This is a genomic window from Actinoplanes sp. NPDC024001 (assembly GCF_040638955.1).
In the GTDB taxonomy this organism is placed as follows: domain Bacteria; phylum Actinomycetota; class Actinomycetes; order Mycobacteriales; family Micromonosporaceae; genus Actinoplanes.
In genome coordinates this window covers 1-26,533 of the sequence record NZ_JBEZZB010000147.1, presented here as the reverse complement: position 1 = coordinate 26,533, position 26,533 = coordinate 1, and the positions used below count along the sequence as shown (strand labels likewise).

The following is a 26,533-nucleotide window of genomic DNA, read 5'->3' as shown; positions in this document are numbered from 1 at the left end:
GGCGAACTCGGTGATCTCCACCTCGGGACGGCATGGGGCAGCCGGACGGCGCTGCGCTGCTGGCCACCGGTGGCGTGCTGGTGCTGACCGGCGCGGTGGCGGTCGCCGCCTACGTCCTGATCGGCCCGGCCACAGGACGGTGACCTGGACGTGTGGCGGCGTCCGCGGTTCAGTCGAACTCCTCCACGTACTCCTCGGCCGGCCCCAGCTCGGGGCGGTCCCGCAACTGCAGGACCGCGCCGAGCTGGTCGGTCTCCAGCACCACGACGGTGTTCTCGCCGGTGTGCAGCAGCGGCGCCGGGCAGTAGAGCGTCACCTGCGGCCCGATGTCCCAGTAACGGCCGAGCAGGAACCCGTTGACCCAGACCAGGCCGTGCACCGAACCGGGCAGCGTGAGGAAGGTGTCGGCGGGCTCGTCGACGTGCACCGTCGCGACGGCGAAGCCCGCGCCGGTGCGGGCTGGTCCGGCGCCGGTGGCCAGGCCCAGGTGTTGCGGGGTCCACTCGGCCAGCGGGATCGGTGTGCTGGTCCAGCCGTGCACGATCCGCCGGTCGACCAGGACCGGACCGAGCAGGCCCTTGTGCTGTCCGACCAGCGGGCCGTAGTTGATGCGGCCCAGGTTCTCGACGAGGATCTCCAGGCGGACGACCGCGCCGGCGCCGCGGATCGGTAGCTCGTGGTTGCCGGCGCCGGTGACGCCGATCGGTACCCCGTCGGCGTACACGATCGCGCGGTCCCGGACGTCGGTCAGCACGATCAGGTGGTCGCCCTCGGGGATCTTCGGGCGTGCGGTGAGCAGCACCATCCCGGCGTCCAGGCCCAGCTGTTCGAAGGTGGCCGGCTGCGGGCCGGCCGGGCCGGGCCCGGCCGCGGCGCTGAGCCCGGCGATCAGGTCAGCGCAGTGCGTCAGGGCCACCTCGGCCGGCGGCAGGGTCGGCTGCCGCTCGCTCACCCGCAGCGGCCCGGTGACGCCGAGCGCCGCACGCATCGCGTGGAACTTGGCGGTGAGCGAGCCGTCCTCGGCGATCGGCGCGTTGGAGTCGTAACTGGTGACGGTGGGCTGCAGCCGGCCCTGGTCGGCGTTGGCGCCGGCCCAGAGCCCGAAATTGGTGCCGCCGTGCGCCATGTAGATGCTCACGCTGCCGCCGTCGGCGACGATCGCCTGGAGGGTGTCTGCCGCGTTGTCCGCATCGCGGACGTGGTGTTTCTCGCCCCAGTGGTCGAACCAGCCGCTCCAGTACTCGGCGACCACGAACGGTTCGCCCGGTCGCCGCCGGGCCAGCAGCTCGCGGGCGGCCTGGGGCTTCGACCCGAGCGTGACGGCGGCCAGCGTGCCCGGGAGGGTCCCGCCGTCGAGCATCAGCTCGGTCGGCCCGTCCGCGGTGAACAGCAGCTCGGTGATGCCGCGTTCGATCAGCGCGGAGCGGTTCCATCGCAGATAGGCATGGTCGTCGCCGTAGCTGCCGTATTCGTTCTCCACCTGGACCGCCACGATCGGCCCGCCGGCGGCGGCCTGCCATCGCGCGAGGCGGGGGACGAGCTCGTCGAACCAGCGCTCGACGGGCGCGGTGAAGGCCGGGTCCGAGCTGCGCAGGGCGACCTTGCGGGCGGTGAGCCAGGCCGGCAGGCCACCGTTGGACCACTCCGCGCAGATGTACGGCCCGGGCCGCACGATGACGTCGAGTCCCTCGGCGCCGGCCAGCTCGATGAACGCCTCGAGGTCGCGCCATCCGTCGAAGCGCGGTGCCCGGTCGGCGCGCGGCTGGTGGAAGTTCCAGGCCACGTAGGTGTCGACGGTGTTGAGGCCGAGGTCGGCCAGCCGGCGGATCCGGTCGCGCCAGAGGTCGGGGTGAACCCGGAAGTAGTGTAACGACCCGGCGAGGATGCGGTGCGCGGCACCGTACCGGTAGAGCTGCTGGTCGCGCCAGCCCAGCGCCGGGCAGGACGGGGGCGACGGCCGTGCGGCGGGCCTCGGCCGAGTCGTCTCGATCATGACCGGAGCTTATGTTATCGATGCCATGACCAACAATGGCGATATGATCGCCTCCATCGGAACGAGGAAGGGCTGCGTGCATGACTGAGGCGACCACCACGCGTAACAGGCAACCGAGCATGGCTGACGTGGCACACGCTGCGGGTGTGTCCGCGCAGACCGTCTCGCGTGCTCTTCGCGGATCGCCCCATGTGAACGCGGAAACCCGCCGGCGCGTGATCGATGCCGTCGAACAGCTGGGATATCGCTACAACAGTGCCCCGAAGGTGCTGGCGTCCGGCCGCAGCTACACGCTCGGACTGGTCCTGCTGCAGGCCGGTGGCTACTACTCGCGGTCAGCGGTCACGGCCGGGGTGGAGGCGGCCGCCGGCCAGGCCGGCTACTCGGTGAGCATCGCGACCATCGCCGAGCTGGACACCGCGCTGATGGAGAAAGCCCTGCTCAAGCTCTCCGACCAGGGTGTCGACGGCATCGTCATCGCGGTCCCGCTGATCTCCGTGACCCAGCGGATGGAGGACATCACCCGCGACATCCCCACCGTCACGGTGGACGGCTCGCGCACCGCCGGTGCCGCCGTGCTCGGCATCGACCAGCAGGAGGCCGGGCGGATCGCCACGCAGCACCTGCTGGACCTGGGCCACCGCCAGGTGTGGCACGTGGCCGGGCCGGACGAGTGGATCGAGGCGCGCCAGCGCCGGCAGGGCTGGCAGGAGTGCCTGGCGGCGGCCGGCATCGACGTGCCGCCGCCGCTGCAGGGTGACTGGTCGCCGGAGTCGGGCTATCGGCAGGGTCGCATCCTCGCCATGATTCCCGAGGTCACGGCCGTCTTCGTGGCCAGCGACGAGATGGCGTTCGGGGTGATCAAGGCGCTGCGCGAGCGGGGCAGATCGGTACCCGAAGACGTGTCGATCGTGAGCGTGGACGACATCGAGCTGGCCGCGTTCTGCCACCCGCCGCTCACCACCGTCCGGCAGGACTTCTACCGCTCCGGGGCGACTGCGGTGGCGGTGCTGCTGGGCTCCGAGCACGACGCCGAGCCGGCGCTGGCGCCGGCGAGCTTGACGATCCGGTCCTCCACCGCGGCGCCGCAGTAGCGCCGAACGGGTCACCTCGCTGTTGATGCATCGATCTTGACTACTCATGTTATCGGTGCCACAGTAACAACGCCTGGCTGAATCGAGGACCTGGAGCCGGCGATTTCGCGTAGCACGGCATTCACGCCTGCAGCGTTGTGCGCGCTCGCCCACGGAGGACATATGTTGAGAAAACCCACCACGCTCGCCGCCGTCGCGGCGGTCGCGCTGAGCCTGCTCGTCGGCTGTTCCAGCGATCAGGACGACGCCGGCGACAAGAAGACGCTCAAGATCGCAGCCTTCGAAGGCGGCTACGGCCGCGACATGTACACCGAGCTCATCGCCGCGTACAAGGCGAAGAACCCCGATCTCGACGTGCAGGTGCAGATCTCGAAGACGCTCGAGGACGAGATCAGCCCGAACATGAAGGCCGGCAAGTTCCCGGACGTCGTGGTCCTGCCGCCGGGCCGTAAGGCAGCATTGTCCGAGACCCTGGTCAAGGACAAGGCTCTCGAGGATCTCACCGGCGTGCTGGACATGACCGTGCCGGGGGAGCAGGCCACGGTGCGGTCCAAGCTCGCCGAAGGGATCATCGGGCTGGGCACCAACCCGTACGGCGACGACAAGACCTACCTGATGCCGATGTTCTACGCGCCGACCGGTCTGGTCTACAACAAGGGCCTGTTCGCGCAGAAGGGCTGGCAGGTCCCGGCCACCTGGGATGAGATGCTCAAGCTCGGCGAGACGGCGAAGGCCGAGGGCATCGCGCTGTTCACCTACCCGACCGCGGGTTACCTCGACTCGTACTTCTATGCCCTGCTCGCCAATGTCGGCGGCAACCAGTTGTTCAACGACGTGATGACCTACAAGGAGGGGGTCTGGCAGACGCCGCAGGCGCGCCAGGTCCTGGAGCTCACCACCAAGCTGCTGGGCTACGCGGCCAAGACCACCGTCGGCTACGCCAATGAGCAGGATTTCACCAAGAACCAGCAGTCGATCCTGAACGACAAGGCGCTGTTCATGCCGAACGGCACCTGGGTCGTCGGTGAGATGAAGGACGCGCCGCGCGCCAAGGGCTTCGAGTGGGGGATGACGCCGCTGCCGGCGGCCACCGCCGGTGGCAAGCGCCACCTGACCACCATCATCGAGTCGGTCTGGGTCCCCACCGGCGCGGAGAACAAGGACGGGGCCAAGGACTTCGTGGCCTATCTGTATTCCGACGAGGCCGCCAAAATCTTCGCCAAGTCCAACGCGATCCAGCCGATCAAGGGCATCGCCTCCAGCGTGACCGGGGAGATCGCCGACTTCTACCAGCTCTACGAGGACCCAGCCATCACCGCGCTGGTCGGTGGATTCGCCAGCACCGCGCCGGTCGAGGGTGTGAGCATCAAGACCACCCTGTTCGACACGGCGAACAGCATCATCAGCGGCGACAAGACCGTCGACCAGTGGCAGACCGCGCTGCACGAGGCCAGCGAGAAGCTGCGGCAGGCGGGCAACTGATGCCCGGCGGCAGCCCGGCGCCCGGGCTGCCGCCGGCCCTTTCCGGCGAGAGCAAGGACCTGTCACGGTGACGACGACCATCACTGAACCCCCGGGCCGCACCGAACGCGCGGCCACCACCACCGCGAAGACGCCGCGCCGCGCCACCTCCGCGCGCCGCCGAGGCGACCGCCGATTCGTCGCAGCCTGCCTGCTCCCGGCACTGGCGCTGTTCCTGCTGTTCATGATCTGGCCGACGCTGAACGTGTTCCGGATGTCGCTCTACACGTGGAGCGGCTTCTCCCCGCAGATGCGTTTCGTGGGCCTGGACAACTTCGCCAAGCTCCTCGACGACGAGCAGTTCCTGCGCGCCTTCCAGAACACCGTGGCGCTGCTGGTCGTGGTGACCGTAGTGACGATGGGCCTGGGACTCGGGCTCGCGGCTCTCATGACCCGGCAGAAACTGCCCGGCCGCAACCTCTACCGGTTCCTGCTCTACATCCCGAACGTGCTGTCCGTCGTGGTCATCGCGGCCATCTTCTCCGCCGTCTACGACCAGGAGAACGGCCTGATCAACGGCACGCTGCGGGCGCTGTCGCTGGACGGTCTGCAGCAGGTGTGGCTGGGTGACCAGAAGCTGGTGCTCTACTCGGTCGCCTTCGCAATGCTCTGGCAGTCGCTCGGCTACTACATGGTCATCTACATGGCGAGCATGGCGAGCATCCCGGAGGAGCTGTACGAAGCCTCCGCGCTCGACGGCGCCTCGGCCGGCCGGCAGTTCTTCGCCGTCACCCTGCCGCTGATCTGGGAGACGCTGCGCACCACGCTGACCTTCTTCATCCTCAGCGCGATCAACCTCAGTTTCGTGCTCGTCCGTGCGATGACCGGCGGCGGCCCGGACGGCGCCTCCGACGTGCTGCTCAACTACATGTACCAGCAGGCGTACACGAACTCGTCGTACGGCTACGGCATGGCCATCGGTGTGGTCGTCTTCGCATTCTCCTTCTTCGTGTCGCTGCTGGTGAGCCGCGCGACCCGGCGTCCGCCCCTCCAGTACTAGAGGACGGTTCCATGTCCACGACCAACAAGTCCGGCGGGGCGCTCACGTCCCTGCTGCTTCTCGGGATCGCCGTCGGCATCGTGATCCCGGTCGGCTGGGTGCTGGTGGCCTCGGTCAAACGCAGGAGCGAGTTCTTCGGCAGCCCGTGGACGCTGCCGGAGGGTCTGCACCTGCAGAACTTCGCGGATGCTTTCGTCACCGCCGGCATGGGCCGCTATTTCGCCACCTCCGTGCTCGTCACGCTGCTCGGCCTGCTGGTCGTGCTGGCGGTCGCGGTGCCGGCGGCGTACGTCGTGGCCCGCTACGAATTCCGTGGCAAGGGCCTCGTCGAGCTGGCGCTGCTGGCCGGCCTGTTCATCAATGTCAACTACATCGTGGTGCCGATCTTCCTGATGCTGGTCGGCTGGGACCGGGCGCTGGTCGACGTCTTCCCGGGCGGGTTCTTCCTGGACAATCCGGCGATGCTGGCGCTGATCTACGCGGCCACCTCGATCCCGTTCACCATCTACCTGCTCGCCGCCTACTTCCGCACGATCCCCGGCGACTACGAAGAGGCGGCGGTGCTGGACGGCGCGTCCCGATTCCGGATCATGACGCGGGTGATGCTGCCGATGGCCCGCCCGGCGGTCACCACGGTGATCCTGTTCAACTTCCTGGCCTACTGGAACGACTACATCATCGCGTTGACGCTGCTGCCCGGCGAAGGCAAGACCCTGCAGGTGGGCCTGCTCAACCTGATGACCGCGCAGAAGGCGGCCGCCGACTACGGCCGGCTCTACGCCGGCATGGTCATCGTCATCGTGCCGGTGCTGCTCGTCTACGCACTGATCCAGCGCCGCCTGATCGAAGGCATGGCCGCCGGCGGCGTCAAGGGCTGAGCCCGGAGGGAACTCTCATGAAGGAATCAAGGCATGGCGTCGCGATCGTCGTCGCACGCATCGTGATCGCGATCAGCTGCGTGGTCACGGTCCTCCTCGCCCGGCCCTCGGTGGGCTGGGGCAATCTCGCGGTGATGCTCGTGGCGCTCGTCGTCCTGCTGGGCCTGCTCGCCGAGTACAACCGGAAATACCGGTGAAGGTAACCATCCCCCACAGATAGGACGCTCTATGCGCCTGTTCCGGTCCTCATTGGTGGCACTGGCCGTCACGGCCGGCGCGATCCTGGTCGCCGCGCCTCCCGCCGCGGCTGCCGCAACCAACTACTACGTCGACTGCTCGGCCACCGCGGCGGGCAACGGAACCCAGGCCAGCCCCTGGAACAGTTTCGCCCCGGTCAACTCCCGCACCTTCACCGCCGGCGACCAGATCCTGATCCGCAGGGGCACGACCTGCGCCGGTCAGCAGCTGTGGCCGAAGGGCTCCGGCAGCGCTGGCGCTCCCAACATCATCGACGCCTACGGCTCCGGCGCCAAGCCGCTCCTGGCCGGCAACGGCGCCGTCGACGACGTGGTCAAGCTCTACAACCAGCAGTACTGGGAGATCCGCAACCTGGAGGTCTCCAACAAAGGTGCGACGGTGGCGGCCCGGCGCGCGGTGCACATCATCCGCGAGAATTCCGGCACCGGCACGTACTACCGGGTAACCGGGATCGACATCCATGACGTCAACGGCGTGCAGAACAAGAAGGACGACAACGCCAGCGCCGGCATCTTCTTCGAGGTGCTCGGCAACAGTGTCGCGACAAAGTTCGACGACGTGCTGATCAACAACAACACCGTCCGGGCTGTGGACCGGTACGGCATCCACTTCTGGACCCGCTGGATGACCCGGCCGGAACTGGCCAACCCGAACTGCGGCACCACCTGTGGCACCTGGCATCCGCAGACGCGGGTCGTGGTGCGCGGCAACACGGTAACCGACATCGGGGGCGACGCAATCGTCGTGCACCACACCCAGGGCTCCCTGGTGGAGCACAACCGGGTGGACGATTTCCGGATGCGGGACACCAACTGTGCCGCCGGCATCTGGGGCTGGAACGTCAACGACACCCTGTTCCAGTTCAACGAGGTCAGCGGTGGCCGTAGCACCTGCGACGGACAGGGTTTCGACCTGGACGAGGGCAACATCCGCACCATCTACCAGTACAACTACAGCCACGACAACGAGGGCGGGTTCCTCCTGCTCTGCAACGGTGGGGGGTCGACCACCAAGGACAACATCGTGCGCTACAACATCAGCCAGAACGACCGCGGCCAGATCTTCGACCTGATCTGCGGCAAGATCACGAACACCAAGATCTACAACAACGTCTTCTACGTCGGCCAGCCCGCCCAGATCATCAACAACACGAACGGATCGGCCGGCGCGAACGCCGAGTTCTACAACAACATCTTCTATGTGACCAGCACTCAGGCCGGCTACAGCAACGCCGGGTCGCTGTTGTACCAGGCGAACGTCTTCTACGGCCAGCATCCCGCCGGCGAGCCCGCCGATCCGGCGAAGATCACGGCCGACCCGCTGCTGGTCTCGCCCGGCACCGCCACCTCGATCAGCGATGCCGGCGGCTACCGGCTGCGGGCCGGCTCCCCGGCGCTGGCGAGCGGTCAGGTCATTCCCGCGCCGGGCACCCGGGACTACTTCGGGGGTACGGTCACCGCGGGATGCCGTCCCGACCGGGGCGCCCACCAGTTGACCACCACCTGCACGCCCGGCGCCGGACTCATCCCGCGTGACCGCTGGTCCGTGCGCTACGTGGACAGTCAGGAGACGGCCGCCGAGAACGGGTCCGCCGCCAACGTCTTCGACGGCAACCTCGGCACGATCTGGCACACCAAGTACACCGGCGGCTCCGACCCAGTGCCGCACGAGATTCAGATCAACCTCGGGTCGAGCTACTCCGTTTCGGGCCTGCGCTACCTGCCCCGCCAGGACGGCGGCGCCGGTGCGGTCAACGGGCGCATTGGCCGGTACGAGGTGTACGTCAGCACCGACGGGGTCAACTGGGGCACGGCCGTGGCCACCGGCACGTTCACCAACGACGCCGGTCAGAAGGAGGTCCGGTTCACCGCGAGAACCGGGCAGTACCTGCGGCTGCGTGCACTCAGCGAAGTCAACGGCAACCCGTGGACCTCGGCCGCGGAGATCTACGCCCTGAGCTGACGGCGCGGGACGGCAAGCATGGGGTGCTCGCGCTCGCGTGGCACCCCATCGCCCCATGTGCGTCTCCGCCCAGTTCTTGATCGCGACCATGACCGGAAACAGTTCATGGCAGACGGGATGAGTTCGTAGTCGACGCGGAGCGATACCGAGGCCGTGACCGTGACCGTGCGAGTGACCAGGCCGTCGCGCTCCAGCGTGCGCAGGGTCTGGTACGACAGCAGCAGTTCCTTGAGGCAGAGTCTTCGCTGGTAGTGGCTTGTTCTGGCTCTGTGCTGGTGCCGGCGGCGCCATCGTGACCATCGATCGATGAAGTCGTGGGTGCGGCGGACATTGATCAGGTGTGCCAGCAGACGTCGGGTCTCGTTGAGGGCGAGGGCGATGAGCCCGTCTCCGGGCGGTCGCCTTTCCCGCTGTGGTGGCGGTGACGGCGAGGAGCGCGTGGGCGAGCATTGCCAGGGTGATGTGCCGGTACCAGGCGTTGTAACGGCGGACCTGGTACTCGTCGAGGCCGACCTGGCCCTTCGCCGTCTGGAAGCATTCCTCGATGGCCCAGCGACTACCCGCGATCTTGATGAGCTGCTCGTCGGCAGTGTTGTCGGACCCGTAACACAAGTAATAGGCACGCTCAACGGGTTGGTGATGCTGCGGCGCACGAGCAGCCAGCGCTGGTAGCCGTGGTCGGCGGTGCCGGTGTCGGGCAAGGTCGCCGCAGCCCAGTCATAGAGGCGCTCGCCTTTAAGCAGCTCCACTGCACAGCCGGAGGCCTTCATCTGTTCACAAGATCCGTTGCCGATCGTCAGATCGAGTGGTCACACTTGCTCGACCAACGTCCCCGGACATCACAACTAGGTGAGCATCTTCTGGCTGACGCCGGCGATACGGTTGGCGAGTTCGCTGTGCCGCTGCGGACCGTCGCGAGGGCTCTGGGAGCACCAGTGCGACCCACTTGTCGGTGAGCCTGCTCAGCAGATCGCGGGTCGGGCACCGTTCCGGGAACGCGTCGTAGTTATGCGGCCGGGCGTTTCCGAGTTCCTACATGGCGGGGGTCCAAGCTTGTTGATCTATCCTCCACGGAATGCATTTGTCTGCTGATGGATATCGGTGGGAGACCGCCCGCGGCGGCCGGATCCCACCTGGCGCGGTGCCGCACGGCTACGAGGCGGACGGCGAGCCGCTGTGGGTGTGCCGCGTCCGGATGTACGGCGGCGTGCACCCGGGCAAGGTCCGGCCGGCCTTCGGCGCGGCCCAGGTCACCTGGGGTGGTAAGGAGGTCAGCGTCGACGAGTACGAGGTACTGATGGATCGCGGTGCCTGGGGCATCGCGTCCGGCGGCGCGGTGCCCGCGGACGCGTTCGCGGCGGGCCGTGAACGCGGCGGCGAGCCGCTCTACGTCGCCCGTGCGGCAATCGCGCCCGGCACGCTGCACATCGGCAAGGTGCGTCCGGCCTTCGGCGCCGCCAGCATCGGATACGGCAACGGCGAGCACACCGTTCATTCGTACGAGGTACTGCTGCACCCGGCGTCTCCTGCGCCGGAGGCGGTGCGCCGTGCCGGGGTCCAGATGGAACCGACCTACGCCGACTTCGGCACCGAGCCGCCACGTACCGGGAACCTCACGATCATCGGCGTTGAACGGTCCTCCGCTGCGGGCGACCATCTGGCCATCGGCGCCGGCGGGTCGGTCGAGCTGGAGTTCGACGTACCTGATCCGGCGATCGTCCGGGAGGCCTGCGTCGCCCTGCGGGCGCTCGCGTCGATGCTGTTCCGCGAGCCCGGATACGCCCCGCTCACCGTTCGCCTCAACGGCAGACTGCTGGCCGACCGGCTGCGGATCCCGAACGGTGGTGGCCTCCCGCAGCGACTGGTCTTCGCGGTTCCGGCCGAGGACCTGGTCGCCGGCCGGAACACGTTACGGATCGAGAGCGGTGACGACGCCCGGAGCATGCTGTGGTTGTACCGGGTGACGATCGACCCGATGCACGCACACGATCAGGCGAACCTGACCCTCGAACGGCAGGCGATCGCCGAGCCCGTGCTGCGCTACGCGACCGACTTCGGCGAGGCCACCATCTTCATCGACCGCGGCGAGCAGGCCGTCCTCGACCAGGTGTCCTGGGCGGATACGTCCGGCACCGAGTATGCGATCACGTTCGAGCAGCAGCAGGCCGCCTTCTACGGCTGGAGCCGCCAGCCGGGGGAGGGGCCGAGGGAGTTCCGCGGCCGGCTGATCGAGCGCCGCCCCGCGGTCAAGGAAGCCCGGCGGTTCTCCGCGGAGGAGGGCTGGAGCGGTGGCTGGCACCGGTGCGGTGACCTGCTCCTCTCTGTTGGGATGCTCGGCCGCCCGATCACCAGGTTGAGCTGGCGCAACGCCCGTGGCGACAACGCCACGGTCGCCTTCGGCGACGGCGGATTCCTGGGCACCTACCAGCGGGCAGGGGAGGGCCCCATCGGCTACCGCGGCCGGCCGGCGTAGAGGTGACTCTGCTTGGCCCGCAGGCTGGCTTTGACGGTGTTCTGGCCCGGGACAGCCGCCGTCTGGCCATGACGGTGCACAACCGTCATGGCCCGCCAAACCGCAGCGCCTGGACATCCTGGCACTGCTGCGGGCGGCTGAGTAGCCGGTGACCGATCCGGCCCGGTAGCTGGGAATGTGCCAGCCAGGGGCGTCCGAACATCTGCGGCTGCTGCGGGATGTGGGGCTGTGCGGGTCCGTGAAGCGGGCAAGCAGCTCCTCAACAGGTTGGACGCTCGCGGGCTGCGGCCGATCCACGACTGGGTCGGCCGGGTTCTAGCTTGAGTTTTAACCGGGAGTATCACCCGTCGTTTCTCGAAGCGTTCGCAGGCAGCACCACCAACCTGGCGACGCGATCCGCCCGAGCAGTGTTGGCGATCGCGTCGACGCCATCCGCCGGCGCCCGGTTGACGAAAGCCCGGATTGCGGCCGCGCTGCGCCGAGCCGGCCGACAACGCGGTATCGACACGGCCGCCGCCGACCTGAAGCAAGCGCTCCGACGGTCCCAGCTCCGACAGCCGCCGCTGGTCGAGCAGGCCATGGGCGTTCAAGCCGTGGCGCTGCTCGCCACCTTGAACACCGCATGCGACAACGTCGACCGGCTCGCCGAGGCAGTCACGGCGGCACTCCACCAGCACCCCGACTACGAGATCCTTGTCAGCTTCCCGGGGCTCAGCGAGACGGGTGCCGCCCGGGTGCTGGCAGAGATCGGTGACGACCGAGCCCGATTCAGCGACGCGCGTGCGTTGAAGGCCTACGCCGGTTCGGCACCTGTCACGAGGGCATCGGGCCGCAGCATCTCGATCACCCATCGGCGGATCAAGAACGACCGGTTGGCCGCTGCCGGTTTCGTCTGGAGCTTCATGGCCATCACAAACCATCCACCAGCGCGGGGCCAAGGCCAGCCGCATGCAAGACGGCCCACGGGCTCAGACCACCCGTGAACGCTGGCACCAGCTCCACGGCCGACCCCTGTCGAGAGCACCAGCGCCGCCGCCGAGAGAGCGCCGGAGCCGATCTTGGTACGGACCTCCGAACAGCGACGCGACACGTGGCAGCGCGAAGCTACGCCCGGGCGGGCACCTGCGGTGTGCATGAACGTTGCATCCGGGATGCAAGGATGACGGCATCAGTAGTCCGAGAACCGGAGTGGGACGTGAATCAGCAAGAGCGGTGGCACCGGCTGCTGGAGATGGTGTCGGCCGCGGGTCGGCTCGACATCGAGTCCAGTGCCCGGGAACTGGGGGTTAGCACGGCGACCGTCCGCCGCGACTTCGACGAGCTGGCGAGTCAGCAGCTGGTCACCCGTACCCGTGGCGGCGTCCTCGCCAGCAGCGTCTCCTACGACCTTCCGTTGCGCTACAAGGCGGTTCGGCAAGCGCCGGAGAAGCACCGTATCGCCGAGGCCGCCGCGGCGCTGATCCCGGCCGGTGCGACCGTGGGGCTCAACGGCGGTACGACGACGACCGAAGTGGCCCGGGCGCTTGCGCTGCGTACCGACGGGGAGGGGCAGGTACCGGCGGTCACGGTGGTGACCAATGCGCTCAACATCGGCAATGAGCTGATCGTGCGCCCGCACATCCGGGTGGTGCTGACCGGCGGTACGGCCCGTCCGCAGTCGTACGAGTTGGTGGGCCGGATCGCCGAGACGATGCTGGCGTCGGTGGCCCTGGATCTGGTCGTGCTGGGTGTGGATGCGATCGATCACCAACACGGCGCCAGCGCACACCATGACGGTGAGGCGGCCATCAATCAGGTCATGGTGACCAGCGCGGCCCGCACGATCGTGGTGGCCGACTCCTCGAAGATCGGTCGGCGGAGTTTCAACCGGATCTGTCCGTTGGGCAACGTCGATACCTTGATCACCGACAAGGCGGCGGATCAGGATCAGATTTCGCTCATCGAGCAGGCTGGTGTGAACGTCGTACAGGTCTGATCCGGTCCGGTCTGATCCGGTCCGGCGGGCCTCGGCGGCGGTGACCCGCTCGCCATCCGGTAGCAAGCATGCGGGAGGCGGCCCACCGGTGCGTCGCTGAACGCTCTGTTCGAGCAGCGAGGCCGGGACCGCGGCTGCGCCGCGCCCGGCTCCTGTGCAAGATTCTGCAATTTTCACTGCGCTACCAATCGAGATCTTACTTGACGGAGCATCAGGCTGCTCCTATCGTCTGCAACATCTTGATTGAATCACCCTTCCTGGAGACAAAAAATTTCACGCACCCTTGACTGAAAGAGGCAGTTATGACTCGACGTTTGGCCGCGGCCCTCGTCGCCGCGACCGCGGCGGTCCTCACGATGGCCGCCTGTGGCTCCTCCGACGACTCGACGTCTGACGGCACGATCACCCTCAAGCTCGTCGGTGCCGACTACGGCACCGGGCCGGCCGACACCACGCAGAAGTACTGGCAGCAGATCGCCGACGAGTTCCACAAGCAGAACCCCTCGATCACCGTCGAGGTCACGACCATCAACTGGACCGACTACGACACCAAGGTCAAGACGCAGCTGCAGAACAAGGACTACCCGGACGTCCTGCAAGGCGTGTTCTACCCGCAGTACGCGACCAACGGCCTGGTCGCCCCGCTGTCCGAGATTCTGTCTAAACCCGACATCGGCACCTCGACCTTCAAAGAGGCCTTCAGCGTCGACGGCGTCCAGTACGCCGCGCCCTTCGTCACCTCCGCCCGGGCCATGTACTACAACAAGAAGGCCTTCGCCGAGGCCGGCATCGCCAAGCCGCCGACCACGTGGGCCGAGCTGGAGACCGCCGCCAAGGCGCTCAAGGCCAAGGGCTACATCGGGTACGCGTTGCCGCTGGGCCCCGAGGAGGCGCAAGCCGAGTCCACCCTCTGGATGCTCGGCAACGGCGGCGGCTGGAAGAACGGCGACAGCTACGCCATCAACAGCCCGCAGAACGTCGAGACCTTCACGTTCCTCAAGAACCTCGTCAACTCCGGCCTCACCCAGCCCAACCCAGCCACCTACGACCGCACCGCCAACGCGGCCGCCGACTTCGCCGCGGGCAAGGTCGGGATGGAGTTCAACGGGCCGTTCCTGACCGCCACCATCGCCTCGGCCGGCAAACTCGCCGAGACCGACTACGCGACCGCGCCGGTGCCCGGCCGCACCGGACCCGTCGATCAGACCCTCGGCGTGGCGGACGCCATCCAAGCCTTCAAGACCGACGACGCCGACAAGGCTGCGGCGATCAAGAAGTTCCTGGACTTCGCGCTCACCGACGAGCACCAGCTGGCCTTCGCCAAGCAGTACGCCCTGCTGCCGGGCACCCAGTCTGCCCTCGACAGCCTCAAGGGCGACCCGGTCCTGGGCACCTTCGCCGAGTTGCTGCCGCAGACCGTGCAGTTCCCCAGCGACGAGAAGTGGACGGCGGCCGTGCTGCCCGCCGTCAAGAAGAACATCGGCCTCGCCGTGACCGACGACCCGGCTCGTGTCCTGGGCGATCTGCAGGCCAAGGCAACCGCGGGCCGCTGACCCGCCGCCTGCGGAAACCGCGGTGACGCGCGTGCCGGAAAGCGCGCGTGTCACGCCCCAGCCCGGATAGGACCCCGATGCCAGAAACTGAGACGCAGCCGCCCCCAGCCGTGATCCGCACGTCGCCAACCGGCGCGCCCGGCGGCACCCGCCGCCAGCGCCCCACGCTGACACCCCTGCTCTGGATCGGGCCGGCGGTCTTGCTGATCGCCGGTGTGGTCCTCCTCCCCGTGGTGCTCATGTTCCGCACCGCTTTCCACCACATCGACGCGATCGGCTTCGACCACGGCTGGGTCGGCACCGACAACTTCGAGGCGCTGCTGCGCGAACCGGCTTTCGGTGCGATCGTCTGGCGGACCGTCGTGTGGGTGGTAGCCGTGGTGACCCTCACCATGATCTGCTCGCTCGCCCTCGCCCAGCTGTTCCACCAGAACTTCCCCGGCCGCCGGATCGCCCGCTGGGCTCTCATCGCACCCTGGGCGGCGTCGGTGTTCATGACCGCCGTCGTGTTCCGCTGGATGCTCGACGCCCGCTCCGGCGTGATCAACGTCTTCCTGAACGACATCGGCCTGCTGCCCGAACTCGGCACCGCGCAGGCCGACTGGCTCGGCCGGCCTTCCGTGGCGCTGTGGTGGATGGTCGGGGTGGCGGTGTTCGTCTCCATTCCGTTCACCACCTACACGATCCTCGCCGGCCTGCAGAGCATCCCGGGCGACGTCTACGAGGCGGCCTACCTGGACGGCGCGCGGACGTGGCGCACCTACCGCTCGATCACCCTGCCTCTACTGCGACCGGCGCTGCTGGTAGCGGTCCTGATCAACATCATGAACGTCTTCAACAGCTTCCCCATCATCTGGGCGATGACCGCCGGGGGACCGGGTGACCAGACCGCCACCACAACGGTCTTCATGTACCAGCTGAAGTCGTCCTCGATCGCCGAGTCCGCCGCCATGTCGGTCGTGAACTTCGGCATCGTCATCGTGCTCGTCGGCCTGTTCCTGCGGGCGAGCCACGGGAAATCGCAGGTGCAGTCATGACCGTTGTCATGGTGACCCGGCCGGCGCGCCGGCTCCCCGGCCGTAAGATCATTCTGGCCGTCGCGGCGTACGCCGTCGCCGCGATCTTCCTCCTGCCGTACCTACAGATGGTGGTCGCCGCGGCGCGTCCCAGCGACGAGCTGAAGGACCCGAACTATCTCCCGTCCCGCTTCGAGTGGTCCAACTTCGTCACGCTCTGGTCCAGCGGCCTGGGCACGAACCTGTGGGTGAGCCTGCAGGTCGCGGCCGGTGCGACCGTCCTGGTGATGCTGGTGGCTCTGCCCGCGGCGTACTACACCGCACGTCACCGGTTCCGCGGCCGTACCGTGTTCCTCCTGCTCGTTCTGGTCACCCAGATGTTTCAGCCCACCGCGATGCTGGTCGGCATCTACCGCGAGTTCGTGGCGCTCGGCCTCACCAACTCGGTCCTGGGCCTGGTCCTGGTGAACGCCGGCTTCAACCTCGCCTTCGCGACCTGGATCCTCAACGCCTACATCTCCTCCATCCCGGTCGAGCTGGAGGAGGCCGCCACGGTGGACGGCGCCGGCAAGCTGGGCGCGCTGATGCGCGTCACGCTCCCGCTCGCCTGGCCCGGCATCGTCACCGCGCTCATCTTCACCTTCATCGCGGCCTGGAACGAGTTCGTCGTGGCGCTGATCCTCACCTCGGACCCGGAGAAGCAACCGCTGACCGTGGTGCTCGACAGCTTCCTCGGCGGCTACCAGATCGATTGGGGTCATCTGTTCGCCGCCTCCGTGGTGGCCACGGTGCCGGTGATCATCCTGTTCGCGCTGATCGAACGCAAGGTCGTCGGAGGCCTGACCGCCGGGGCGGTCAAGTGAGCACGGAAGCCGACGGCGGCCTGATCGTCGCGGTGTCGCTCAACCCTGCCCTGGACCTCACCTACACCGTGCCGGCGCTGGTGCCTGGCACTTCGCACCGGGTGACGGAGGTGGTGACCCGCGCCGGGGGCAAAGGGGTGAACGTCGCCCGGGTCCTGCGTCAGTTGGGCGCACCCACCCTGGTGCTGGGACTGGCCGGCGGTGCCGCTGGCAGGCACATCGAGGCCGAACTCAGCGCCGCGGACATTCCGGCTCACTTCACCGGGCTCGCCGCCGAGACCCGCCGGACGGTGACGGTCGCCGCCGGGGACGTGGCGACGGTCCTCAACGAACCCGGGCCGGTGGTCACCGCGGCAGAGTGGGCGACGTTCCAGGAGGCCTTCGCACGGCACGTCCGGCGGGCGCGGGTGGTGGTGCTGTCCGGCAGCCGGCCGCCGGGAGTTCCCGAGACGGCGTACGCCGTGCTGACCACCGTCGCCCGCTCAGCCGGAGCCGAGGTGATCGTGGACACCGAGGGTTCCGCCCTGCGGCACGCCCTGACTGCGGCGCCGGCGGTCGCGAAACCGAACGCGCACGAGGTCGCCGATCTGCTCGGCCGGCCGGTCACCACCTGCGACGACGCCCTGGCGGCCGCGCACCTGCTCGTCCGGCTGGGCGCGCGCGCCGGTGTGGTCTCCCTCGGCGCGGACGGTTTCGTGTCCGTGAGCAGCACCGGTGCCCACCACGTCCGCGCCGGCGAACACGTGGCCGGCAACCCGACCGGTGCCGGGGACGCCCTGGCCGCCGCGCTCGCCTACGGCCTGGCCGGCCGGGCGCCGGTGCCGCAGGTGCTGGCCCTGGGCGCGGCCGTCTCGGCGGCCGCCGTTGCCTGCCCGTGGGCGGGCGCCTACGACGACGCCGTGGCCGACCGGCTGATGCCGGCGATCACGGTCGAAACACTGAAATCGCACCACGCCGAAGGAAAGCAGGAAACGTGTCTCACATCGCCACCGAACTGGCGTCTCAGCCCACGACCTGGCGCCGCGCCGCGGAACTGATCGCCCGGTCACCAGCGGCGCTGCCCCGGCCAGGCGAGCGGGTGGCCGTCGTCGGCTGCGGAACTTCGTACTTCATGGCCCGGAGCTTCGCGGTGCTGCGCGAATCGGCCGGTCAGGGTGAGACCGACGCCTTCGCGGCCTCCGAGTTCCCCGGGCACCGCGACTACGACCGGGTCATCGCGATCACCCGCTCCGGCACCACGACGGAGATCCTCGACCTGCTCGGGCGCCGCCCGGCCGGCACCCGGTCCACGGTGATCACCACCAGCGCCGACCAGCCGGCGGCCCAGCTCGCCACCGACTGCGTGATCCTCGACTTCGCTGACGAGCAGTCCGTGGTGCAGACCCGGTTCGCCACCACCGCGCTGGCGGCCTGGCGCGCGGGCCTCGGCGAGAACCTGACTCCGGTGAGCGTCGAGGCGCAGATCCTGCTGGACGCCCCCCTCAATCCCGCGCTGGCCGGCCGCGAGCAGTTCACCTTCCTGGGCACCGGCTGGACCGTGGGCGTGGCACACGAGGCGGCGCTGAAACTGCGGGAGGCGGCACAGGCCTGGACCGAGTCGTACCCGGCGATGGAGTTCCGGCACGGCCCGATCAGCGTGGTGGACCACCGCTCCGTCGTGTGGATCTTCGGCCCGACGGTGCCGGGGCTGCGCGCGGACCTCGAGGCCACCGGCGCCCTGGTGGTGGACAACGACGTCGACGCCATGGCCGACCTCACCACCGCCCAGCGGCTCGCCGTCGCCCTCGCGGAGCGCCGCGGGCTGGACCCGGACCGTCCCCGGCTGCTCTCCCGCGCCGTCGTCCTGCCCGCCGCGTCCGCCTGAGGAGCCTCGATGACCCTCGTGACCACCGCGGAGCTGGTGTCGGCGGCGAGCGCGGCCGGTACCGGTGTGCTAGCGCTCAACGTGATCACCATCGAGCACGCCCAGGCAATCGCGGCGGCGGCGGAGCGTGCCGGCCGGCCGGCGATCTTGCAGATCAGTCAGAACGCGGCGCGCTACCACGGCGGTGTGTCGGCCATCGCCGCGGCGACTGCCGACATCGCGCACCAGGCGCGGGCCCGGCTCGCCCTGCACCTGGATCACGTCGACGACATGGCGCTGCTGCGGCAGGCCCCGTCCACCGGCTTCAGCTCGGTGATGGTCGACGCGTCCGCGTTGCCGTACGCCGACAACGTGGCCACCACCCGGCAAGCCGCCGAGTGGGCTCACCAGCAGGGGTTGTGGGTGGAGGCCGAACTCGGCTACGTCGGCGGCAAACCGGACGCGCCGGCCAGCGCCCACGGCGCCGGAGTGCGCACCGATCCCGGCGAGGCGGCTCAGTACGTGGCCGAGACCGGCGTCGACGCGCTCGCGGTCGCCGTGGGCAGCTCGCACGCCATGGCGGAACGGACGGCGTCACTGGATCTCGATCTGGTGACCGCGATCCGCGACGCCGTGCCGGTGCCCCTGGTCCTGCACGGCTCCTCCGGTGTGCCCCTGGAGCAGATCCGCGCCGCCACCGGCCGCGGCATCGTGAAGATCAACATCGGTACGGCTCTCAACGTCGCGTTCACCGATGCGGTCCGGGAGACGGTGCCGCTGTCGCGCGACCCGCGCCGCTATCTCGCCGCCGGCCGTGACGCGATGACCGAGGTGGTCACCGGTCTGCTCGAGCTGTGGCCCTCGGCGAAGTAGCCGTCCTCCGTTCTTCTTGCCGGTCCGGCGCCCACCTCGGGCACCGGGCCGACATCGGAATGTTAGGCGTAACATAAGTCCTCGAACGAGCATTTCAGCAGTTCATTGACATTTATATAGGTCAAACTCCATAGTGTTCATGGCATTCATGTTACCGATGCCGCAACGGGGGTCCCCGGGATCGTTCACACGGAAGGCAGCCGCCATGAAAGCTGGACGAAGACTGCTGACAACCGCACTGACCGCCCTCATCTCATCCGGCGCGCTGCACGCACCGGCGCCCGCAGCCGCCGCACCGTCCTACACCGTCGTCGTCGGCGCGAAAGGCTCCTGGACGCGCCCGGACGACACACCCGCCACGCCGTACATCGACAAGGACGGCACGTTCTACTACCAGCAGTCCCACTCGCTCTACGGCGCCGCCGACGATCGGGCCTGGAGCTTCTACACCGGCGCCGACTTCGACTCGGCCGTCCGCTCCAGTGCGCTCAGCGACGTGCCGACCAACCGGAACACCACGGCCTTCTGCAACAACAGCCCGACCGGCGTCGAGTCCACCTACGCACCCAGTGGATCGGGGTACGCGCAGCGCAACTACTGCGTCCTGTCCGGGGTGTGGGTCGATCCGGACACCGGCCACTGGTACGGCCTGGTCCACAACGAGTTCACCCCCCAGCCGTTCGGTGACGGCCTGCACTACGACGGCATCGACTACGCCGTCTCCACCGATCAGGGCCGGACCTGGACCATCAGAAGTCACGTGCTGACCTCGCCGTACAGCACCAAGCGCGGCGACACCACGGCGTTCCCACAGCAGACCTACCACTACGGCGACGGCGATCAGCGCCTGTTCGTCGACGCTGCCTCGGGCTACTTCTACGCCTTCTACGGCTCACGCATCGTGGACAAGAACGGCGGCTGGAAAGCGTTCTACGCCCACGTGGCCCGCGCACCCATCTCCGGCAAGATGGCACCGGGGTCCTGGCGCAAGTGGTACGACGGGGCCTGGTCGCAGCCCGGCATCGGCGGCAAGGAAAGCAACCTGGTGCCGGTCAGCGCGGCCAACTCGACCGGCTACACGCCGGTCGGCAAGGAGTACAACCCGGCCAACACGGGGACCACCGATCAGCAGGTGGCCGCCGGCAAGACGCCGCCCACCTCGCCGCTGTTCGTCATGAACATCACCTACAGCGCGTACCTGGGCCTGTATCTCGGCACGCCCCAGGTCGTCGACCAGTCCGGTAACGCACCCCAGGAGATCTACGCCACCAGCGATCTGAACACCCAGCGGTGGACGCTGCTCGGCGACACCGGGAACTACCGCAACGCCTCCTGGTACCGCTGGTTCCTCGACAGCGTCAACAAGACCAGCTCGACGATCGTCGGGAAGTCCTTCCGCTCGTACTGCTCGTTCGGCTGTTCCGGCGGCGCGTCCGGCGAGTACATCGACCTGACCGTGGACAGCTCGGCTCCCGCCGCCGCACCGTTCGACCCGGCTCGGACGTACCGGATCGCCGGTCAGCAGGGCCGCGTGCTGGCGCAGGTCGGCGGCACCACCGGCACCACCTCGCTGCCCGCCGCCACCGGCACCGGCCTGGACGCCTGGGTGTTCACCGGGAACGGCGACGGGTCCTACCGCATCGCCAACGCCGCCACCGGCCAGCTGCTCGGCGTCGCCACCACACCGGCCGCGCGGGCCTGGGGCACCCCGCTCACCGTCGCCGCGCCCGGCGCGGCAGCGCCGCCGGTCAGCCGGCAGTGGTTCATCGTTCCCAACACCGCCCCGGCCGGCACCTACCGGCTGGTGAACCGCTACAGCGGTCTGGTCATCGGCCTGTCCGCCACCGCCGGCCGGCTCGCGGAGACCACACCGGTGCGCGCGTGGACCGACACCAGCGGCAGCGCCGTCGGCGCGGGACGCAGCGCGGGCGAGCAAACCCTGAGCGTCATGGCGGTGGGCACGGCGCCCGGCGACCCGCTGAGCGGCTCGCGCACGCTCACCGCCGCTGGCAAGGCCCTCGACAACCCGGGCCACAGCACCACCGCCGGCACCCAGCTCATCACGTACGCCGGCAACGGCGGACCGAACCAGCGCTGGACGCTCACCCGGCAGAGTGACGGCACCTACTCACTGGCCAACCTCGAATCCGGCCTGTGCGCTGACGTCGCGGACGGATCCACCGCCGCCGGAGCCCGCGTCATCCAGTGGCCCTGCACCGCGGGAGCGAACCAGCGATGGCGCTTCACCCGCCTGGCCGACGGCACCTACACCGTCGCCTCGGCCGGCAGCGGTCTGCTGCTCACCACCGCATCGTCCGCCGACGGTGCCCTGGTCACCCAGCAGCGCGACACCGGAGCCGTCCTGCAGCGGTGGACGGTCAGCTGACCCGTCGGCCGTCCCACACGAAAGGCGACAGATGCACCTTTCTCGCGTCCTCCGGGCGGCGGCTGTACCGATCGTGGCCGCCGCGCTCGCCCTCCACGCACCCGCGCCCGCCCAGGCTGCTCCGACCCAGGTCTTCACCAACGTGGTGCCCAGGCCGGCCACCGTCACCGCCAACCCGAACGTCTCCTACACCGTGACGTCGGCAACCAGTATCTACACCTGGGCGGGCAACGCCGCGGCCGGCGCCGTCGGCACCTACCTGGCCGGCATCATGCGACCGTCGACCGGCTTCCCGCTGCCGCTGTCCACCACCTCGAACACCGCCCAGACCGGCGGCATCGCCCTGGTGCTCGGTGGCGCCCCGGCCTCAGTGGGCGCCGGCGGCTACCAGCTCGACGTCACCACCACCGGCGTGATCATCCGGGCGCAGCAGCCGGCCGGCCTGTTCGCCGGGGTGCAGTCACTGCGCCAGATCCTGCCGCCGCAGATCGAGGCACGCTCCACCCAGACCGGCCCGTGGGTGATCCCCGGCGGGCAGATGATCGACCAGCCGCGGTTCGGCTACCGCGGCGCCATGCTCGACGTCGCCCGGCACTTCTTCACCGTCGCCGAGGTGAAGCGCTACATCGACCACCTGGCGCTCTACAAGATGAACCACCTGCACCTGCACCTGACCGACGACCAGGGCTGGCGCATCGAGATCACCGGCTATCCGAACCTGGTGACGACCGGAGCCGCTACCTCGGCCGGCGGATGGCCGGGCGGGTACTACACCCAGGCGCAGTACCGGGAGATCGTCGCGTACGCGAGCTCCCGCTACATCACCGTGGTTCCCGAGATCGACATGCCCGGGCACATGAACGCCGCGCTGGCGTCGTACCCGTCGCTCAACTGTGACGGCGTCGCGCCGCCCCCGTACACCGGCACCGGGGTGGGGTTCAGCAGTCTGTGCCTGACCGATCCGGACACCAAACCGTTCGCCGAGGCCGTCATCAGCCAGCTCGCCGCCCTGACCCCGGGTCCGTACCTGCACATCGGCGGGGACGAGGCGTGGAGCACCCCGGAGGACCAGTACGTCAGCTTCCTCGACTGGGCCCAGCAGACCGTGGTGAAGTACGGCAAGGTCCCGGTCGGCTGGCACGACCTCGGCAAGGCGCCGATGCAGCCGGGCGCCATGCTGCAGTACTGGGGCACGGCCACCTCCGACAGCCTGGTCACCGCGGCCGCCGCGGCCGGGCACGGCATCATCATGTCGCCCGCCAACCGCGCCTACGCCGACATGAAGTACTCCGGGTCGACGGTGATCGGGCTGGACTGGGCGGGCACCATCAGTGTGCAGCGGGCCTACGACTGGGATCCGGCAGCGCACATGACCGGCGTGCCGGCCGCGGCGATCCGCGGCGTCGAGGCGCCGCTGTGGACGGAGTCGGTGACCACCGCGCAGGACGTGGACTACCTGACGTTCCCGCGCATCCCGGCCTACGCCGAGCTCGGCTGGTCGCCGCGGTCCACGCACGACTGGGCCTCCTTCCGCACCCGGCTGGCCGCGCAGGGCCCGCGCTGGGAGCAACTCGGCATCCGCTACCACCGCTCGGCGGAGATCGCCTGGCCCACCGCGGGCGGCACGGCCGGCCCGGCCGGGCCCATCCGCTCCGCGGCGACCGGCAAGTGCGTCGACGTGGAGGGCGGCCGGTCCACCGACGGGGCACCGATCATCCTGTACGGCTGTCACGGGCAGGCGCCGCAACAGCTGACCCTGCACGACGACGGCACCATCCGGGCCTTCGGCAAGTGCCTCGACATCACCGGCGGGGCGAGCGCCGACGGAACCCCGCTCGTGCTGTGGACCTGCAACGGCCAACCGCATCAACAGTGGCGATGGCACAGCGCCGGCGGTGCCTCGGTGCGCAATCCGGGCACCGGCAAGTGCCTGGACAACCCCGGCGGCGGCACCGTCGACACCACCCGGCTGACCATCTGGACCTGCAACGGATCGGCGGCACAGCGCTGGCGCCTGCCGTGAGGCGAGTAAGGCGATTCGCCACGGGACACCGCAAGGGAGACCACATGCACCGACGCACATTGCTCACCGTCACCGCCCTCAGCCCGTACGCCGCGATGATGGCCTCCGGCGGTCCCGCCCAGGCCGCCGCGCAGACCTTCGGATTCTCCAGCGACGGCAGCAAATTCCTGCTCGACGGCCGGCCGTTCCAGATCCGCAGCGGCGAGATGCACCCCTCCCGGATCCCGGTGCAGTACTGGCGGCACCGCATCCAGATGGCCAAGGCGATGGGCCTGAACACGATCGGCGTCTACCTCATGTGGAACGACGTCGAACCGCGCGAGGGCGTCTTCGACTTCAGCACCGATCGCCGCAACATCGCCGCCTTCATCCGGCTGTGCCAGGAAGAGGGCATGTACGTGCTGCTGCGGCCCGGCCCGTACGTCTGCGCCGAATGGGACGCCGGCGGCGTCCCGGCCTACCTGCTGCGCCACCCCGACATCAAACTGCGGGTGCGCGCCGCCGCCGACCCGAACTACATGGCCGCGGTCGGTCGCTACTTCAACGCCCTCGCCGCGCAGGTCCGCTCGCTGATGGTCTACAACGGCGGGCCGATCCTGATGATCCAGGTCGAGAACGAGTACGGCTTCTTCGGCAACGACGCGGTCTACCTCGAGGAACTGCGGCAGATGCTGCTGCGGGCCGGCCTCAACGGGCCGTTCTACACCCAGGACCCGCTGGCACAGGTGCAGGCCGCCCGCTCGGTGGTCACCGGCGGGGCGATCGGGCTCAGCCGCGGTGACGCGGCCGCCATCGCAGCGTGCCGGCAGTCGTTCCCGGGCGTGCCGGCCTTCTCCGGCGAGCTGTACCCGGGGTGGCTGACGCACTGGGGCGACGGCACGTTCGCCGGCTCGACCACCGACATCTCCACCGAACTGCGCGGGCTGATGGCCGGCGGGCTGTCGTTCAACTTCTACATGCTGCACGGCGGCACCAACTTCGGCTACTTCGCCGGAGCCAACGCCAACGACGACGGCAGCGGTTACCAGGCCGACATCACCAGCTACGACTACGGCGCGCCGATCAACGAGCAGGGCCGGCCGGGGCGGATGTACCAGACGTACCGTCAGATCATCTCCACCGCGCTCGGCACCACCCCGCCGGCCGTGCCGGCGCCGATCCCGACCATCGTGCGCACCGGCAGCCAGGCGATCCAGCCGGCGCCGTTCGCCTCGATCTGGGACAACCTGCCGGCGGCGCTGCCGGCCGCCCAGACGGTCAACCCCCAACCCATGGAGATGTACGGGCAGAGCTTCGGTTTCATCCTCTACCGGCGCACCCTGCCCGGCTACACCCGTGCCAACCTCGCCGTCAACTCCGTCCGCGACTACGCCACGGTGTTCCTCAACGGCGTGTACCAGGGCGGCATCTCCCGGCAGAACGTCGCGTCCACCTACACCGGGCCGCTCGGCATCGTGCTGGGCAACACGGCGCTGCCGCTGCAGAACTCCGCGGTCGCCAACCCCACGCTCGACATCCTGGTGGAGGGGATGGGCCGCAACAACTTCGGCCGGTACGTGGTGGATCGCAAGGGCATCCTGAACTCGGTGTCGCTGGGCGGCACCACGCTGACCGGGTGGCAGATCTACTCGCTGCCGGTTGACGAGGCGTACGTCGCCGGCCTGCGCCCGGTGCTCAGCAACCCGTCGCGGCCGGGCATCTTCTTCAAGGCCACGGTGAACCTGACCCAGACCGGCGACACGTACCTGGACATGTCCCGCTGGACCAAGGGTGTGGTCTGGGTCAACGGCCGCAACCTGGGCCGCTACTGGAAGATCGGCCCGCAGCACCGGCTCTACTGCCCGGCGCCGTGGCTGAAGGTGGGTGCCAACGAGATCGTCGTCTTCGACCTGCACCAGACCCAGGCCCAGCCGATCACCTTCGAGGACTCGCTGAGCGGGCAGTCCGGGGCGGCCGCCTTCACCCTGACGAACCGGCGCAGCGGCAAGGCGCTGGACGTGCCGGAGCTGTCCCGTGAGCCCGGGGTGCAGCTGGTGCAGTGGGCCGGCAACGGCGGGGCGAACCAGCAGTGGCGGATGGCCGGCACCGCGGGCGGCATCACCACGATCACCAGCGTCGGCTCCGGACTGCTGGTCGACGTCGAGGGCAACGTGACCACCGATGGTGCCCGGATCATCCAGTGGGCGAGCAACGGCGGCGCCAACCAGCAGTGGCGGGTCGTCACGGTCACCGGTGAGTTCGTCAAGCTGGTGAACGTCTCGACCGGCAAGGTGCTCGGCGTGGCCGGCAACGGCACCGCCGACGGCGCACTGATCGTGCAGCAGACCGACAACGGCGACATCAGCCAGCACTGGCGGCTCACGGCGGCCTGACGCCGCCCGGGAGCCTTGCGGCCCGGCCACAGTGTGGCCGGGCCGCTCAGGACACCAGGATGACGTGCAGCCGGCGCGGCCCGTGCACGCCCTCCAACCGGTTCAGCTCGATGTCGCTGGTGGCGGAGGGGCCGGAGATCCAGGTCTGCGGCGCGGTGGACCGCAGCACGGCGACGGCGTCCGGGACGTCGGCGTACAACTGCGCAGTGTGCACCACGCAGACGTGCCGGTCGGGGATCAGGCTGAGTGCCCGCGGCCCCTGCCCGGCCCCGGCGTCCAGCACGACCGTGCCGGTCTCCGCGATGGCGGCCGCGCAGGCGGTCACCACCGCGTCCGCGGCGTGCACGTCGTCGACCACCGCGCCGGCGTAGTGTTCCAGCCAGCCGGTGGGCGCGTCGGCGGGCACGACGACGGCGTCCGCACCGGCCAGCGCGTCCGCGACCGCGCCCG

The 26,533-nt window shown here is 69.1% G+C and carries 20 protein-coding genes and 2 pseudogenes; 19 read left to right on the top strand and 3 right to left on the bottom strand.

Translation table 11 applies throughout. The features are described 5' to 3' along the window. Positions 1-169: 169 nt before the first annotated feature. Positions 170-1,993, bottom strand: coding sequence for a glycoside hydrolase family 35 protein (locus AB0F81_RS39330; protein ID WP_360206406.1), 1,824 nt, complete (start codon positions 1,991-1,993; stop codon positions 170-172). A gap of 80 nt (positions 1,994-2,073) precedes the next feature. On the opposite strand from AB0F81_RS39330, the gene AB0F81_RS39325 reads away from it, so the two are divergent. From AB0F81_RS39325 to AB0F81_RS39300, 6 genes are all read left to right on the top strand, one after another. After that, complete coding sequence (locus AB0F81_RS39325) at positions 2,074-3,087, top strand: substrate-binding domain-containing protein (protein ID WP_360206404.1); 1,014 nt, start codon at positions 2,074-2,076, stop codon at positions 3,085-3,087. Positions 3,088-3,249: 162 nt separating this feature from the next. Further along, the gene (locus AB0F81_RS39320) at positions 3,250-4,569 is read left to right on the top strand and encodes a carbohydrate ABC transporter substrate-binding protein (RefSeq protein WP_360206401.1); all 1,320 of its coding nucleotides are present in this window, start codon (positions 3,250-3,252) and stop codon (positions 4,567-4,569) included. Positions 4,570-4,636: 67 nt separating this feature from the next. Next, a complete protein-coding gene (locus AB0F81_RS39315) occupies positions 4,637-5,608 on the top strand; it encodes a sugar ABC transporter permease (protein WP_360206398.1) in 972 nt (323 codons plus the stop codon). Between the two features lie 11 nt (positions 5,609-5,619). Beyond that, positions 5,620-6,486: a carbohydrate ABC transporter permease gene (locus AB0F81_RS39310; protein ID WP_360206395.1), complete on the top strand. Its 867-nt coding sequence runs from the start codon at positions 5,620-5,622 to the stop codon at positions 6,484-6,486. A 17-nt stretch (positions 6,487-6,503) separates the two neighbouring features. Beyond that, positions 6,504-6,683 carry a hypothetical protein gene (locus tag AB0F81_RS39305; RefSeq protein ID WP_360206392.1) on the top strand — a complete coding sequence of 60 codons (180 nt, stop codon included), beginning with the start codon at positions 6,504-6,506 and terminating at the stop codon, positions 6,681-6,683. Positions 6,684-6,714: 31 nt separating this feature from the next. Next, entirely contained in the window at positions 6,715-8,706 is a 1,992-nt protein-coding gene (locus AB0F81_RS39300; RefSeq protein ID WP_360206389.1) for a discoidin domain-containing protein, read from the top strand. Between the two features lie 423 nt (positions 8,707-9,129). Here the strand turns inward: AB0F81_RS39300 and AB0F81_RS39295 are convergent. Further along, positions 9,130-9,368: pseudogene (locus AB0F81_RS39295) on the bottom strand (IS701 family transposase); the annotation flags it as partial. 413 nt (positions 9,369-9,781) lie between these two features. Between AB0F81_RS39295 and AB0F81_RS39290 the strand changes: the two are divergent. The 13 genes and pseudogenes from AB0F81_RS39290 to AB0F81_RS39230 all read left to right on the top strand — a co-directional run bounded on the left by AB0F81_RS39290 (position 9,782) and on the right by AB0F81_RS39230 (position 26,083). After that, the gene (locus tag AB0F81_RS39290; RefSeq protein ID WP_360206386.1) at positions 9,782-11,179 is read left to right on the top strand and encodes a DM9 repeat-containing protein; all 1,398 of its coding nucleotides are present in this window, start codon (positions 9,782-9,784) and stop codon (positions 11,177-11,179) included. A gap of 109 nt (positions 11,180-11,288) precedes the next feature. Then, positions 11,289-11,488, top strand: a pseudogene (locus AB0F81_RS39285) (ArsR family transcriptional regulator); the annotation flags it as partial. Between the two features lie 11 nt (positions 11,489-11,499). Beyond that, the gene (locus AB0F81_RS39280) at positions 11,500-12,162 is read left to right on the top strand and encodes a transposase (protein ID WP_360206383.1); all 663 of its coding nucleotides are present in this window, start codon (positions 11,500-11,502) and stop codon (positions 12,160-12,162) included. Positions 12,163-12,374: 212 nt separating this feature from the next. Further along, entirely contained in the window at positions 12,375-13,154 is a 780-nt protein-coding gene (locus AB0F81_RS39275) for a DeoR/GlpR family DNA-binding transcription regulator (RefSeq protein WP_360206381.1), read from the top strand. Between the two features lie 302 nt (positions 13,155-13,456). Next, complete coding sequence (locus AB0F81_RS39270) at positions 13,457-14,707, top strand: extracellular solute-binding protein (protein WP_360206378.1); 1,251 nt, start codon at positions 13,457-13,459, stop codon at positions 14,705-14,707. 77 nt (positions 14,708-14,784) lie between these two features. Beyond that, entirely contained in the window at positions 14,785-15,744 is a 960-nt protein-coding gene (locus AB0F81_RS39265; RefSeq protein ID WP_360206375.1) for a sugar ABC transporter permease, read from the top strand. Continuing rightward, positions 15,741-16,586, top strand: a complete 846-nt coding sequence (locus AB0F81_RS39260) for a carbohydrate ABC transporter permease (protein ID WP_360206373.1) — start codon at positions 15,741-15,743, stop codon at positions 16,584-16,586. The genes AB0F81_RS39265 and AB0F81_RS39260 overlap by 4 nt, the downstream gene beginning before the upstream one ends. Then, entirely contained in the window at positions 16,583-17,623 is a 1,041-nt protein-coding gene (locus tag AB0F81_RS39255; protein ID WP_360206370.1) for a hexose kinase, read from the top strand. The genes AB0F81_RS39260 and AB0F81_RS39255 overlap by 4 nt, the downstream gene beginning before the upstream one ends. Continuing rightward, positions 17,560-18,450 (top strand): SIS domain-containing protein, encoded by an 891-nt coding sequence (locus tag AB0F81_RS39250; protein ID WP_360206367.1) that lies wholly within the window; start codon positions 17,560-17,562, stop codon positions 18,448-18,450. Before AB0F81_RS39255 ends, AB0F81_RS39250 begins: the two co-directional genes overlap by 64 nt. A gap of 9 nt (positions 18,451-18,459) precedes the next feature. Beyond that, on the top strand, positions 18,460-19,302 hold the full coding sequence (locus AB0F81_RS39245; protein ID WP_360206364.1) for a class II fructose-bisphosphate aldolase: 843 nt from the start codon (positions 18,460-18,462) through the stop codon (positions 19,300-19,302). 205 nt (positions 19,303-19,507) lie between these two features. Further along, positions 19,508-21,688: an RICIN domain-containing protein gene (locus tag AB0F81_RS39240; protein WP_360206361.1), complete on the top strand. Its 2,181-nt coding sequence runs from the start codon at positions 19,508-19,510 to the stop codon at positions 21,686-21,688. A 31-nt stretch (positions 21,689-21,719) separates the two neighbouring features. Beyond that, positions 21,720-23,711 (top strand): family 20 glycosylhydrolase, encoded by a 1,992-nt coding sequence (locus AB0F81_RS39235; RefSeq protein WP_360206358.1) that lies wholly within the window; start codon positions 21,720-21,722, stop codon positions 23,709-23,711. Between the two features lie 44 nt (positions 23,712-23,755). Then, positions 23,756-26,083 (top strand): beta-galactosidase, encoded by a 2,328-nt coding sequence (locus tag AB0F81_RS39230; RefSeq protein ID WP_360206355.1) that lies wholly within the window; start codon positions 23,756-23,758, stop codon positions 26,081-26,083. 46 nt (positions 26,084-26,129) lie between these two features. On the opposite strand, the gene AB0F81_RS39225 is transcribed toward AB0F81_RS39230, so the two are convergent. After that, positions 26,130-26,533, bottom strand: a 404-nt coding sequence (locus AB0F81_RS39225) for an LUD domain-containing protein (protein ID WP_360206352.1), incomplete at its 5' end; no start/stop codon positions are given.

Excerpts from the sequence above, each read along its gene's own strand:
- AB0F81_RS39330 (WP_360206406.1), bottom strand. The coding sequence starts at position 1,993 with ATGATCGAGACGACTCGGCCGAGGCCCGCCGCACGGCCGTCGCCCCCG.
- AB0F81_RS39325 (WP_360206404.1), top strand. The coding sequence starts at position 2,074 with ATGACTGAGGCGACCACCACGCGTAACAGGCAACCGAGCATGGCTGAC.
- AB0F81_RS39320 (WP_360206401.1), top strand. The coding sequence starts at position 3,250 with ATGTTGAGAAAACCCACCACGCTCGCCGCCGTCGCGGCGGTCGCGCTG.
- AB0F81_RS39310 (WP_360206395.1), top strand. The coding sequence starts at position 5,620 with ATGTCCACGACCAACAAGTCCGGCGGGGCGCTCACGTCCCTGCTGCTT.
- AB0F81_RS39305 (WP_360206392.1), top strand. The coding sequence starts at position 6,504 with ATGAAGGAATCAAGGCATGGCGTCGCGATCGTCGTCGCACGCATCGTG.
- AB0F81_RS39300 (WP_360206389.1), top strand. The coding sequence starts at position 6,715 with ATGCGCCTGTTCCGGTCCTCATTGGTGGCACTGGCCGTCACGGCCGGC.
- AB0F81_RS39290 (WP_360206386.1), top strand. The coding sequence starts at position 9,782 with ATGCATTTGTCTGCTGATGGATATCGGTGGGAGACCGCCCGCGGCGGC.
- AB0F81_RS39270 (WP_360206378.1), top strand. The coding sequence starts at position 13,457 with ATGACTCGACGTTTGGCCGCGGCCCTCGTCGCCGCGACCGCGGCGGTC.
- AB0F81_RS39265 (WP_360206375.1), top strand. The coding sequence starts at position 14,785 with ATGCCAGAAACTGAGACGCAGCCGCCCCCAGCCGTGATCCGCACGTCG.
- AB0F81_RS39260 (WP_360206373.1), top strand. The coding sequence starts at position 15,741 with ATGACCGTTGTCATGGTGACCCGGCCGGCGCGCCGGCTCCCCGGCCGT.
- AB0F81_RS39245 (WP_360206364.1), top strand. The coding sequence starts at position 18,460 with ATGACCCTCGTGACCACCGCGGAGCTGGTGTCGGCGGCGAGCGCGGCC.
- AB0F81_RS39240 (WP_360206361.1), top strand. The coding sequence starts at position 19,508 with ATGAAAGCTGGACGAAGACTGCTGACAACCGCACTGACCGCCCTCATC.
- AB0F81_RS39235 (WP_360206358.1), top strand. The coding sequence starts at position 21,720 with ATGCACCTTTCTCGCGTCCTCCGGGCGGCGGCTGTACCGATCGTGGCC.
- AB0F81_RS39230 (WP_360206355.1), top strand. The coding sequence starts at position 23,756 with ATGCACCGACGCACATTGCTCACCGTCACCGCCCTCAGCCCGTACGCC.